The 12,859-nt window shown below is 65.0% G+C and carries 9 protein-coding genes and 1 pseudogene; 5 read left to right on the top strand and 5 right to left on the bottom strand.

The annotated features are described in order from the left end of the window. Nucleotides 1–7: 7 nt before the first annotated feature. The 3 genes from F9929_RS07905 to carA form a co-directional block, all read right to left on the bottom strand. Nucleotides 8–520, bottom strand: a complete 513-nt coding sequence (locus F9929_RS07905; protein ID WP_152046014.1) for a DUF1284 domain-containing protein — start codon at nucleotides 518–520, stop codon at nucleotides 8–10. Continuing rightward, nucleotides 517–1,101 (bottom strand): biotin transporter BioY, encoded by a 585-nt coding sequence (locus F9929_RS07900; RefSeq protein ID WP_152046013.1) that lies wholly within the window; start codon nucleotides 1,099–1,101, stop codon nucleotides 517–519. Before F9929_RS07900 ends, F9929_RS07905 begins: the two co-directional genes overlap by 4 nt. A gap of 111 nt (nucleotides 1,102–1,212) precedes the next feature. Continuing rightward, nucleotides 1,213–2,400, bottom strand: coding sequence for a glutamine-hydrolyzing carbamoyl-phosphate synthase small subunit (gene carA / locus F9929_RS07895; RefSeq protein ID WP_152046012.1), 1,188 nt, complete (start codon nucleotides 2,398–2,400; stop codon nucleotides 1,213–1,215). A 194-nt stretch (nucleotides 2,401–2,594) separates the two neighbouring features. Here carA and F9929_RS07890 point away from each other — a divergent pair, with 194 nt between their 5' ends. Further along, nucleotides 2,595–3,050 (top strand): GatB/YqeY domain-containing protein, encoded by a 456-nt coding sequence (locus F9929_RS07890; protein WP_152046011.1) that lies wholly within the window; start codon nucleotides 2,595–2,597, stop codon nucleotides 3,048–3,050. Here F9929_RS07890 and F9929_RS07885 read toward each other — a convergent pair. Next, nucleotides 3,037–3,888, bottom strand: coding sequence for an alpha/beta hydrolase (locus F9929_RS07885; protein WP_152046010.1), 852 nt, complete (start codon nucleotides 3,886–3,888; stop codon nucleotides 3,037–3,039). The genes F9929_RS07890 and F9929_RS07885 overlap by 14 nt on opposite strands. A 208-nt stretch (nucleotides 3,889–4,096) precedes the next feature. Between F9929_RS07885 and F9929_RS07880 the strand changes: the two genes are divergently transcribed. The 4 genes from F9929_RS07880 (at nucleotide 4,097) to F9929_RS07865 (ending at nucleotide 11,408) form a co-directional block, all read left to right on the top strand. Further along, nucleotides 4,097–6,268: a TonB-dependent siderophore receptor gene (locus F9929_RS07880; RefSeq protein WP_152046009.1), complete on the top strand. Its 2,172-nt coding sequence runs from the start codon at nucleotides 4,097–4,099 to the stop codon at nucleotides 6,266–6,268. Nucleotides 6,269–6,375: 107 nt separating this feature from the next. Then, nucleotides 6,376–8,358: a DNA primase gene (gene dnaG / locus F9929_RS07875; RefSeq protein WP_152046008.1), complete on the top strand. Its 1,983-nt coding sequence runs from the start codon at nucleotides 6,376–6,378 to the stop codon at nucleotides 8,356–8,358. Nucleotides 8,359–8,726: 368 nt separating this feature from the next. Continuing rightward, nucleotides 8,727–10,697 (top strand): RNA polymerase sigma factor RpoD, encoded by a 1,971-nt coding sequence (rpoD, locus tag F9929_RS07870; protein WP_152046007.1) that lies wholly within the window; start codon nucleotides 8,727–8,729, stop codon nucleotides 10,695–10,697. Between the two features lie 129 nt (nucleotides 10,698–10,826). After that, entirely contained in the window at nucleotides 10,827–11,408 is a 582-nt protein-coding gene (locus F9929_RS07865; protein WP_235919110.1) for a Uma2 family endonuclease, read from the top strand. Nucleotides 11,409–11,430: 22 nt separating this feature from the next. On the opposite strand, the pseudogene F9929_RS07855 reads toward F9929_RS07865, so the two are convergent. Next, nucleotides 11,431–12,696 (bottom strand): annotated as a pseudogene (locus tag F9929_RS07855) (putative bifunctional diguanylate cyclase/phosphodiesterase). Nucleotides 12,697–12,859: the final 163 nt, after the last annotated feature.

Raw genomic sequence — 12,859 nt, 5'->3', positions numbered from 1 at the left:
GCTTGCTTCAACTGGATTCTTTTGGCTGAGGCCGGCTTATAGGGGAAGGTGGTTGCGGGGGGAAGGGCGCGTTTGCACCTTCTTGGCTTCCGCCCCGTCCGCCGGCGACGCGAACCCCGGAATACCCGGCTTCAGCGATATTCGTGCAAAGGTCCGACCACTGGCATTGCGCGCAGGCGAGACGGATTTCGTTCGCGGCAAAGGCGGCGCGCAGGTGCGACAGGAGGGAGGCATCGGGAACGAGCGTCAGGCCCGGCTGGACGGGACGGCGAAGAAGCACTGTGAGATCGGATGCGGCGGCTCCGTCGCGGGCGTGGAGGCGCGGCAAACGGCAATGGGCGTCCGGGTCGTCGATCCAGCCCCGGCAGATGTCGTCGGGGCCATCGATCACGGTGATCGGTTCGCCCTGCGACAGGCGTTCGGCGATCGCGTCGTAGTTCGCGGTGAAGGCCGGGGTGTAGCCCCGGCCGACATAGGTCAGAACGCAAAGAAGGTGATGCGCCCTCAGGCGGATGGTCAACGGGCGCTGGTGGTCCAGCGGCCGGGAAGGGCCTTGAGCACGGCCGCACCAAGCGCCGACTTCAGGACGCCGCCGAGGATGAAGGGCACGACGCCGACGAGCATCGCCTTCTCAAAACCGATGAGAGCGGCGAGCCAAAGGCCGCCGACCGCAAGGCACAGCGCGTTGCCGACCAGCATGGCGCCGAAGGCGAGGCCGACATTGCGGCCGTTCCAGCCGCGCTGCGCGAGCCAGCCGGTGAGGGCGGCAACGATCGGGAAGGAAGCGAGATAGCCGGCGGTCGGGCCGAAGAAAGCGGCCGTGGACGCGCCGTTGGCCAGAACCGGCAGACCGAGCGCGGCCTCTCCCAGCCAGGCGAGAACGGTGACGAAGCCGAGCCGCCAGCCGTAGAGAGCGCCGATCATGGTGACGGCGAAGGTCTGCATCGTCACCGGCACGGGGATCATCGGAACGGCGATCTGCGAGGCGATCGCCAGCGCGATCGTGCCGGCGAAGACGGCGGCGGCCTGCTGAAGGAGCGGGCGCTCGCCGATATTCAGGAGGCCGGCGGAGGCGGCGCGGCGGGCGGCGACGTTCGACATGGGCAAGTTCGCTTCGATTGATGGCGTCGCTCCGCACCATAAGCAAGTGCGGTGCGACGATCCAGAGCGAGCAAAAGAAAAGCGAGGCGGCCTTCCGGTCGCCTCATACGGTTACGCTGCCGTGGGCTTGTTCTTGTTCGCGTCGATCAGGTCGAAAAACCGGTCGAAGAGGTAGTGCGAGTCCTGCGGGCCGGGCGAGGCTTCCGGGTGGTGCTGCACCGAGAAGACCGGAGCGTCCTTCAGCTTCAAACCGCAATTGGAGCGGTCGAACAGCGAGACGTGGGTTTCCTCCACCGATTCGGGCAGCGAATCGGCGGCCACCGCGAAGCCGTGGTTCATCGAGACGATCTCGACCTTGCCGGTGGTGAAGTCTTTCACCGGATGGTTCGCGCCGTGATGGCCCTGGTGCATCTTTTCCGTTCGGCCGCCGAGCGCCAGCGCCAGCATCTGATGGCCGAGGCAGATGCCGAACATCGGCACGCCGGTCTCGATGAGCTTCTGGATCGTCGGCACGGCATATTCGCCCGTCGCCGCCGGATCGCCGGGGCCGTTCGACAGGAAGATGCCGTCCGGCTTATGCGCCATCACCTCGTCCGGCGTCGCCGTCGGGGGCAGAAGCACGACGCGCGCGCCGCGCCCGGTCATCAGGCGCAGGATGTTGCGCTTGGTGCCGTAGTCGATGGCGACCACCGTGCAGCGCGGTTCGGAATTGCGGCCGTAGCCGGCGTTCCACTGCCACGGTTCTTCGTCCCAGACTTCCGTCGCGTTGGAAGCGACGTCCTTGGCGAGGTCGAGCCCGACGAGGCCCGTCCATTCGGCGGCCTCGCGCTTCAAGGATTCCACGTCGAAATTGCCGTCCGGGTCGTGGGCGATCACCGCGTTCGGCATGCCGTTCTCGCGGATATGCGCGGTGAGGGCGCGGGTGTCGATGCCGGAGATCGCGACGATGCCGCGCTCCTTCAGCCAATGGTCGAGACCGCCGGCGGCGCGATAGTTCGAGGGCTCCGTGACTTCGGCGCGGAACACGGCGCCGACCGCGCCATGGGCGTTGGCGGGCACGAGGTCTTCGATATCCTCCGCGTTCGCCCCGACATTGCCGATATGGGGGAAGGTGAAGGTGACGATCTGCTTGGCGTAGGAGGGGTCCGTCAGGATCTCCTGGTAGCCGGTCAGCGCGGTGTTGAAGCAGACCTCGCCGATGGCGCGGCCGACGCGCCCGATGCCTTCGCCCTCGATCACCGTTCCATCCGCGAGAACGAGAAGTGCGGTGGGCTTGGCGATGCTCCATCCGTCGGTCATGGCGTCACCTTGAGCTTTGGTCGGTCGAAACGACGCGCAAGGAAGCATTCCCCTTCGCGGTCGTCCTCACCCGTTTTGTCCGTATCCCCTCGCATATCGCCGCAAGAGCCATCGAACGCAAGAGGGTTGCGCGGTGCCGGTGGCGGAGTCTACCTCGCCGCTTCCGAGACGAACGACGAAAGAGGGCCCAGGTCATGCGCGACGAGATCGCAACGGCGCTGAAGCAGGCGTTGAAGGATGGGGACAAGCGGCGCACCGGCACGCTGCGCCTCGTGAGCGCGGCGTTCAAGGACCGCGACATCGCCAACCGGACGGCGGGCAAGGACGCGGCGGGCGACGACGAGCTGCTTCAGGTTCTCGCCAAGATGATCAAGCAGCGCGAGGAATCGGCCAAGATCTATGCCGAGAACGGCCGGCCGGAACTCGCCGAGGTCGAGCGCGAGGAGATCGCGATCATCCAAGGCTTCATGCCGCAGCAGATGGGCGAGGCCGAAATGCGCGCGGCGGTGGATGCCGCCATCGCCGAGACGGGCGCGAAAGCCATGAGCGACATGGGCAAGGTGATGGGCGTCCTGAAGGCCAAACACGCCGGCAGCATGGACTTCGGCAAGGCCAACGGCGTCGTGAAGGCAGCCCTCACGGGCGCTTGATGGCGAAGGCGACGTTCACCGCCCGCGACGTGGCGGCGGCGAGAACCGACATATGCGTTTCGCCGCCGAAAACCTCGAAGCGGGACGAAACGCCGGGAAGCGCATCGAGCCGCGCCGCCATTTCGCGGGCGAGCCGGAGCGTTCGGGCTTCCGCGGCCTTCTCCAGACGCTTTTGGCTGTCCTCGCGCCCGTATTGGAAGGGCGCGAGCGCGTCGCCTTCGTGTTCCCCGGCCGACAGATGCACGATCACCGGCGCATCGTCGCCCGGCGGAGCGTAGAGACGTTCGGCATCCAGAAGGAGACCGTCCTCCCAATAGATCGTCGGGCTCGCGGCCACGAAGCGCCGGAACGCGGCCGAGCCCGAAAACATCACCCAAAGCGCGAAGAGCCCGCCGAACGAATGGCCGAACAGGGTTCGCCGCGCCGGGTCGATCCGCGCGAGGCGATCCACGAAGGGAAGCACCTCGTCTTCGATGAATCGCTGGAACGCAACCGCGCCGCCGGTACGTACCACCGGCCCGCCTTCGGTGAAGGGCGGATAGGTGCGGCCGGGCGGCGGGCTGAGATCGAAGGACCGGCGCAGCGGATCGTAGGGCTCGTCCGTCGGATAGCCGACCGCGACGATCACGCCGGGCTCGACATCGGTGCTGGCGGGATAGCGCGACTGGACGCGCGACGTCTCGACCGCCAAGCCGATCATGGCGTTGCCGTCCACGATGGCGAGCAGCGGCCATCCGTCCTTCGGCGCAGGCGTGGAAGGGACGTGAACGAAGATCCGATAGGTTTCGCCGTTGCCGGCGGACGGGAGGTCGTAGGCGCGGGTGCCGGGCAAAAGCACGACGTCACCACTCGCTGAATTTGTCTGGAAGCCTTCCAAATTCCGTTGCCCTTTTGCCGCTTTCACCGATGGAACAGGCCTCGATCGGACCGCAACCGATCGATCCGGCGGATTCTGCCGTTCTAATTATTGACTCTCATACTCATGTTTTACAGACGAACGGAAGCGGCATGTGCCGCGTCGGCATCATGACCGCGAGGCTCGTTCGGTGGATCGCTCCCGTCTTCTTCTTCGTATCACCCGCGTCGCGCTTCTCGGCGCATCCTGTTTCGCGATCGGCGCGACCGCCAAAGCGCAGCAGGCGATCGAACTCGATACGGTGACGATCGACGCGGCGGAGGGAGTTCGAGGCGGCAACGGCAGTGCGCAGGCGACACCCGGCGATGGCGCCGGCGGCGGGTTGGAAACCAATGGCTACGTCGCCAAATCCGCGGCGGTCGGCACGAAGACCGACACGGAACTGAAAAAAGTTCCGCAAACGATCAACGTCGTTTCGCGCCAGCAACTGGAGGACCGCAACGTCCAGACGCTTTCCGAGGCGCTGACCTACACCCCGGGCGTCCGCATCGGCGCCTTCGGGTTCGATCCGCGCTTCGACAGCTTCTATATCCGCGGCTTCGACGTGACCTACACGGGCGTTTATCGCGATGGTCTGCGCGAGCTGAACGGCAACTTCTCCATCTTCAAGACCGAACCCTACGGGCTGGAAGGCATCTCGATCCTCAAGGGACCGAGTTCTGTGCTCTACGGCGGCGGCTCGCCCGGCGGCATCGTCAATCTGGTGTCGAAGCGCCCGACGGAAGCGCCATTCCGCGAGATCGTCGGCGAGATCGGCACCAACAAACGTTATCAGGCGAGCTTCGACGCATCCGGCCCGCTCGGAAACAGCGACAACGTGCTTTATCGAATCACGGGGCTGGCGCGCGACGCCGAGACCGATCTCGCCAGCGCGCCTGACGACCGCACCTTCATCGCGCCAGCCCTGACGATCCGCTCCGACGACCGCAACACGCAACTCACCGTGCTCGGCGAATACATGGATTTCACGACCGGCGGCAATGCGTCCTACGTCAATGAAAACGGTCGGATTACCAACTTCGAGAGCGGCGATCCTGCCTTCGGCGATTTCGACGGCGAGCAGGGACGGATCGGCTACGAGTTCGAGCACCGGTTCGACGACACCTTCACCGTCCGGCAGAACCTGCGCTACGCCCATATCGACGCCGATGTGAAATACACGCAGATCGACCGCCTGATCCGCAGCGAGAACCGGGCCGAGCGTTCGGCGTGGCGGATCACCGACGACCTGAACTCCTTCGCGGTGGACAACCAGGCGCAGGCGAACTTTTCGACCGGTCCGGTGAAGCACACGCTGCTCGGCGGGCTCGACTATACTTATGTCGATGTGAGCGACAAGATCGGCTTCGGACCGGCCCCCGACCTCGATCTCTCCCGCCGAAACTACGGCGAACAGCCGATCGGGGCACCGAACGGCTATGCTCTGGCGGATGGGATCACGCAGCAAGGGCAGGTCGGCCTCTATGCGCAAGACCAGCTTGAATACAACCGCTTCGTCCTCACGCTCGGCGGGCGCTACGACTGGCTGACGACAAAGAACTTCAACTTCATCGGTGCATCGAGCCAAGAGCAGGACAACGAAAAGTTCTCCGGCCGCGTCGGGCTGAACTATCTCTTCGACAACGGCATCTCGCCCTATGTCAGCTATTCCACCTCCTTCGCGCCGGAGATCGGTCGCGGTTTCGACGGCTCGACGTTCAAGCCGACGGAAGGCGAGCAGGAGGAAATCGGCATCAAGTACGCGCCGGATGATCTGAATCTGACGATCAACGCCGCTTTGTTCCGCATCCGCCAGACCAATGTGCGAACACCCGATCCGCTGAACGCGGGCTTCCAGCTTCAGCGCGGCGAGGTGGAATCGAAAGGCTTCGAACTCGAGGCGACCACGAGCCTCGCCGCCGGCCTGAACCTGACGGCCGCCTATACCTATCTCGATCTTGAAGTCATTGGCGGCGACAGCGACGGGGCCTTCCCGTCCGGTATTCCGTCCAACCAGTTCTCGGTCTGGAGCGATTATACGGTGCAGAGCGGCGCTGCGGCCGGTCTCGGCTTCGGCGGCGGGCTTCGCTATGTCGGCGAAAGTTGGACCGACGACACCAACACGGACAGGAACGACGACCGCATCTTCGTGGATGCCAAGCTGTCCTACGACTTCGGCAAGGCGGACCCCAAGCTCGACGGCATCTTCGCGCAGGTGAATGCCAGGAACCTCTTCGACAAGCGCGGCGATACCTGTCAGGCCGCCTACTGCTACCGCGACGAGGGCCGCAGCGTCATCGGCACGGTGCGCTACCGCTTCTGAGCGGCCTCTGCCCCGTGGTGGCCGGGGACTGAAAACCGCCGCATCGGCTTCTTAACTATGGTCGTGCTAAGGGCTGCCGTTCAGCCTGCCTCACTGCCAAAGGGCCGATGCGCTTTCCGCCGAGCTTCCTCGATGACATTCGCCAGCGCGTCCCCATCTCGGACGTGATCCGCCGGCGCGTGACATGGGATCGCCGCAAGTCCCAGCCGGGGCGCGGCGACTACTGGGCCTGTTGTCCGTTTCACGGCGAGAAGAGCCCGAGCTTCCACTGCGAGGACGCCAAGGGGCGCTACCATTGCTTCGGCTGCGGCGTGTCGGGCGATCATTTCCGCTTCCTGACCGAGCTCGAAGGCATGAGCTTTCCCGAAGCCGTGGAACGCATGGCGGCGGAAGCCGGTCTCCCCATGCCGGCCCGGGACGCGCAGCAGGAAAAACGCGACGAACAGCGCGCGACGATCCTCGACGCGTTGAAGCACGCGAGCGCGTTCTTTCAAAGCGTGCTGCACGAGGCGGACGGTGCCAAGGCGAGGGCGTACTTAAGGGATCGCGGGCTTTCCGCCGCGACGCAAAAGACCTTCGGCCTCGGCTACGCGCCGGAAAGCCGCAACCGACTGAAGGAGTTCCTGGCCGGCAAGGGCGTCGGCAAGGGGGAGATCGAGGGTGCGGGCCTTGTCGTCCATGGCGAGGGCATCGCCGTTTCCTACGATCGGTTCCGCGACCGCGTGATGTTTCCGATCGAGGACGTGCGCGAGCGCGTGATCGCCTTCGGCGGGCGCGCCATGTCGGCCGAGGCGCAGGCGAAATATCTGAATTCGCCGGAAACCGAGGTCTTCAACAAAGGCTCGACCCTTTTCAACCTCGCCAGAGCCCGGCGTGCGGTGAAGGCTGCCGGGACGCTCGTTCTCGTTGAAGGCTACATGGACGTGATCGCGCTCCATCAGGCCGGTTTCGAGAACGCCGTCGCGCCGCTCGGCACGGCCATGACCGACCGGCAGCTCGATTTGCTCTGGCGAACGACGCCGGAGCCGATCCTGTGCTTCGACGGCGACGCGGCCGGCGTGAAGGCCGCCAACCGCGCGGCCGAACTGGCTTTGCCGTTGCTCGCGCCCGGCCGTTCCTTGCGATTCGTGCTTCTGCCGGGCGGCAAGGACCCTGACGATCTCGTGCGGGACGGCGGGCCGGACGCCTTTCGCGAGGTGCTCGGCCAAGCGCGCCCGCTCGCCGATCTCATCTGGATGCGCGAAACCGGCGGCGGCATCTTCGACACGCCGGAACGGCGCGCGGAACTGGAACACCGCGTGAAGGCGCTGGTGCGCCAGATCGGCGACGAAAGCGTGCGCCGCCATTACGCGCAGGACATGGACGAGCGGCTGCGCGCCTTTTTCGGGCCCCCGCCCTCCGAAACACGGCGCAACGGCAACTGGCGCAACAACGGCGACCGGAGGCAGGGTTCGAACGGCAGCCGGGGCAGCGGTGGGTATGAGGGCGGCGGCTACCGGTCCGGCGGCGGGGCGGGCGGGCAGGGGCGGCGGCATGTCGTGTCCGACCGGCTGACGCGCTCCAACCTGATGCGCAAGCCCGAGACAGTCGCTTCGCCGCGCGAAACCGCGATCGTCGTCGGCTTCATCAACCACCCGCAGCTCTTCCACGAGGGCTTCGATTATTTCGACGGGCTGGAACTGCCGGAAGGCGATCTCGCCCGCCTGCGATCGGCGGTTCTCGACATCTATGCCGATCATCAACCGGCTTCGCGCGAGGAACTGCTGGAGCGGCTCGACCGCACCGGGCTGAAGCCCGTCTTCGAGGCGTGCTGCGATATGATGCGACGCTTGCGCCTGTGGCCGTTTCTGGAAAACGCCGCGCCGGAAGACGCGCGCGAGGCGGTGCGGCAGGCGCTTCACTTGCACCATCGCTCGCGATCCCTAAATAAGGAACTGCGCAGCGCCGAGGAGGCTCTCGGGCACGATCCTTCCGAGGCTGCCTATCTTCATGTCGTGGAAGTCAAACGAGAAATCGAAACGCTGCACGGGACCGAGGCCCTGATCGACGGCTTCGGCGTCCTTTCGGGCCGCGCGATGAAGAGCTACTAGACCATCGGGTCGGAAACGGGGTTCGAATCTTTCGGAGCCTCGTTTCGGTTCCGGTGCCGTAATTGCTGGCTTTTCAGGTTGTTGGGGTGTATGGGCCCGCGGTCGTAAGCCACGACGGGAACGCGGCTGGCCGGCCCGTTGCACGGGACGGGCGCTTGCCGAATACCCGCACGGTGTTCTGGCCCCGGACTTGAAATCCTTCGGTTCTGTGCTCTTTGCGAGCGAGGACCTTCGAGCGGAACTTCGCTTCGACGGACCTACATGGTTAGTCGAACGTTAATGCTCCGCTTCTATTGGTGATTGGCGACACCCGCCGCGCGCCGTCTACGGCAGGGCGAGCGTTGCGGGTCTTGGAGACGGATACGCAGATGGCGACGAAGGCCAAGGAAAGCGAAGCTGCTGTCGAGGAGCGTCAGGACACGCCTGACAGCCCATTGCTGGACCTTTCCGACGACGCGGTCAAGAAGATGATCAAAGCCGCCAAGAAGCGCGGCTTCGTCACCATGGACCAGTTGAATTCAGTTCTCTCGTCGGAGGAAGTGACCTCCGAGCAGATCGAGGACACGATGGCCATGTTGAACGACATGGGCATCAACGTCGTCGAAGAGGGCGAGGAAGAGGAAGCCGAGGAGAAGGAGGCCGAGGAAGGCTCCACCGAACTCGTCGAGGCCTCGACCACCGCCGTCGCGACCACGACGCGCAAGGAAGCCGGCGACCGCACGGACGATCCCGTGCGCATGTATCTTCGCGAGATGGGCTCGGTCGAGCTTTTGTCGCGCGAGGGTGAAATCGCCATCGCCAAGCGCATCGAGGCCGGCCGCGAGACCATGATCGCGGGCCTTTGCGAAAGCCCGCTGACCTTCCAGGCCATCATCATCTGGCGCGACGAACTGGTGGAAGGCAACATCATGCTGCGCGAGGTCATCGACCTCGAAGCGACCTATGCCGGACCGGAAGCCCGCCAGCCACAGGTCGCCGCGGCCGAAGGCGAAAACGAGGAAGGCGAGGGCGGGTTGCCGCCGGAGCGGATCGGCGAGGAAGAGGACGACGAGGACGATCTGGAGAACTCGCTGTCGCTCGCCGCGATGGAAGCCGAGATTCGTCCGCAGGTGCTCGCCACCTTCGACCTGATCGCCGACTCCTACAAGCGCCTGCGCAAGCTGCAGGACCAGCAGGTCGAAGCGCGGCTCGCCGCGACCGGCGCGCTTTCCTCCAGCCAGGAGCGTTCCTACAAGAAGTTGAAGGAAGAGCTCGTCACGGCAGTGAAGAGCCTGCTCCTCAACCAGAACCGCATCGATTCGCTCGTCGCGCAGCTCTACGACATCAACAAGCGGCTCGTGTCCAACGAGGGCAAGCTTCTGCGCCTCGCCGAAAGCTACGGCGTGAAGCGCGACGAGTTCCTGAAGAGCTACCAGGGCTCGGAGCTCGACCCGAACTGGACCCGCTCCATCGCCAACCTGTCCGGCAAGGGCTGGGCGAAGTTCGCGTCCACCGAGAAGGAAGGCATCCGGGGCCTTCGCGGCGAGATCCAGAGCCTGGCCTCCGAGACCGGTCTCGAGATCACCGAGTTCCGACGCATCGTCCACATGGTGCAGAAGGGCGAGCGCGAAGCACGGCAGGCCAAGAAGGAGATGGTCGAGGCGAATCTGCGTCTCGTGATCTCGATCGCCAAGAAGTACACGAACCGCGGCCTTCAGTTCCTTGACCTCATCCAGGAAGGCAATATCGGCCTGATGAAGGCGGTCGATAAGTTCGAGTATCGGCGCGGCTACAAGTTCTCGACCTATGCAACGTGGTGGATCAGGCAGGCGATCACCCGCTCGATCGCCGATCAGGCGCGCACGATCCGCATTCCGGTCCACATGATCGAGACGATCAACAAGATCGTGCGGACTTCGCGCCAGATGCTGCACGAGATCGGCCGCGAGCCGACGCCGGAGGAACTGGCCGAAAAGCTGGCCATGCCGCTGGAAAAGGTACGCAAGGTCCTGAAGATCGCCAAGGAGCCGATCTCGCTCGAAACGCCGGTGGGCGACGAGGAGGATTCGCATCTCGGCGACTTCATCGAGGACAAGAACGCCATCCTGCCGATCGACGCGGCGATCCAGGCGAACCTGCGCGAAACCACCACGCGGGTTCTGGCGAGCCTGACCCCGCGCGAGGAGCGCGTGCTTCGCATGCGCTTCGGCATCGGCATGAACACCGACCACACGCTGGAAGAAGTCGGCCAGCAGTTTTCGGTGACACGCGAGCGTATCCGCCAGATCGAGGCGAAGGCGCTGAGGAAGCTCAAGCACCCCAGCCGGTCGCGCAAGCTCCGGTCCTTTCTGGATAGCTGAGCCGCTGCGGATTCCAGAAACGAAAGGGCGTCCATGCGGGCGCCCTTTTTCTTATGGTCGATTCTGCTAGTCTCTCAGCCCATGAACCATCATGCTTCCATCGCGAAGGCATCACCGCCCGGCACGACCATGGCCGCCGAAGCCATGCCGCGCCGCGCCTGGACGGTCGCCGAGGTGGAGGCGATGGTGAAGGCGGGCATCCTGTCCGAGGACGAGCGGTTCGAGATGATCGGCGGGGAGGTGGTGCCGATGTCGCCCAAGGGCGCGCGACACGAATGGGTGAAGGTCGTTCTGAATCGTTCCTTGCAGCGGACAATCGGCGACGAGTTCGTCATCGCACAGGAAACGACGCTTCGCTTGGACGAGCGAAGCTTCCTCGAACCGGACTTCTGCCTGTTTCCGGCTTTGGTTCTGCCTGGACCCGTGCGCGGCCCTGATGTGCTTCTGGCGATCGAGGTGGCGGATTCGAGCCTTCTCTACGACACGGGCCGCAAGATCTCGATCTACGCCGCCTACGGCATTCCCGAAGTCTGGGTGGTGAATGCGAAGACGCTGGAAACACTGATGTTCCGCACGCTCGGCGTCGAGGGCTACCGCACGAGACGCGTGTTCGGGCCAAACGACCAACTGATGGCCGGCTCCGTTGACCTTTCCGTGACGCTTGCCGCGCTTGGGCTGACCCCCGCCGAGGGGCGCGACGAGGAGGATTGAAACCCTCCCGCTGGGCGGGTGCTCAACAAGCCTTGCGCCGTGCCTCCTCGCTCGGTTCCTTGCCAAGAAACGCGATGAGGTCCGGTTTCGGCATCGGCCGGGCGATGTGGTAGCCTTGGAAGAGGTTGCAGCCGGCCGCTTTCGCGAGGCGCATCTGCTCCTCGGTCTCGATCCCTTCGGCGACCACGCCGATCTACATCGTGCGTCCGACATGGATGATGGCGGAAACGATGGCGTCGTCGACCTTGTCTCGACCGAGGCTCGAAACGAAGCTGCGATCGATCTTCAGGGACCGGATGGGGAAGGCGCGCAGATAACCGATACCGCAATAGCCGGTGCCGAAATCGTCAAGCGCGATGCCGACGCCCATCTCCGTCAGGCGCACGAGACGTTGGCGCATCGCCGGGGTCAGGACGATCGCGGCCGACTCGGTGATTTCCAGCACCAGCCGGCTCGGCGCGAGACCCGTGTCGCGCAGCACCGCCGCAACGGTTTCCTCGATCAGGTCGCGCTTGATCTGGTTGGCCGAGATGTTCACCCCGACCTTCAGGTCGCCGAAGTCCGCCGCATCCCGGCAGGCGCGTCGCAGCACCCATTCGCCGAGAAGATCGATCAGAGTCGTTTCCTCGGCCACCGGAACGAAGTCCGAAGGCGGGATCGGCCCGCGCACGGCATGGTGCCAACGCACCAGCGCTTCCATCGCAATGACCCGGCCCGTGCCGTCGACGATGGGCTGATAGGCGACGTCGAGTTCGTTAAGGAGGATCGCCGAGCGCAGCTCCCGCTCGATGAAGCGGCGCTGCTGGGCGTCTTTCAGCATATCGGAAGTGAAGACGGTGATCCGGTCGCGGCCGCCCTTCTTGCTGGCATAAAGCGCCAGATCGGCGTGGTGCAGCATCTCGTTCAGGAAAACGCGGTTGGACGGAAGGTGCAGGATGCCCGCCGAGATGGAAACGCCGATGGTTTGGCCGGCGGCGGGCGCGGGATGGCGCAACGCGACCCGCATGGCCTCGGCATGGGTTTCGAAGGCATTCTCGCCGTCGTGCTCGCACAGGACGCAGAATTCGTCGCCGCCGAGCCGGCCGATCAGCGCGCGGGGAAAGGTCTTGCGCAGTTCCGCGCCGAGCCGGGCGATCGCCGCGTCCCCCACTTGATGGCCGAGCGCGTCGTTGAGCGTCTTCAGATGATCGATATCCACGAGCATCAGCGAGCGCTGCGGTCCATGTCGCTTGGTCGCCATCGCGGTTGCCGCTTCCATGAAGGCGCGGCGCAGCAACGCGTCCGTCATCTCGTCGCGGCTGAGGCGGCTGTTGCCGAGGCTGCGCTCCGTTTCGGACCGCTCGAAAAAGGCGAGCGTCAACCGCCGGATGCGAAGCGCGAGCCCGAGACCGGCGACGAGAAAGGCGACGGACACCACGCCGAGCAGATCGGCGGTCAGCGAAGCGCGCTCC

Source organism: Aureimonas psammosilenae (genome assembly GCF_009176975.1).
GTDB classification, from domain to species: Bacteria; Pseudomonadota; Alphaproteobacteria; order Rhizobiales; family Rhizobiaceae; genus Plantimonas; species Plantimonas psammosilenae.
This window is presented reverse-complemented; position numbering and strand designations above follow the sequence as displayed.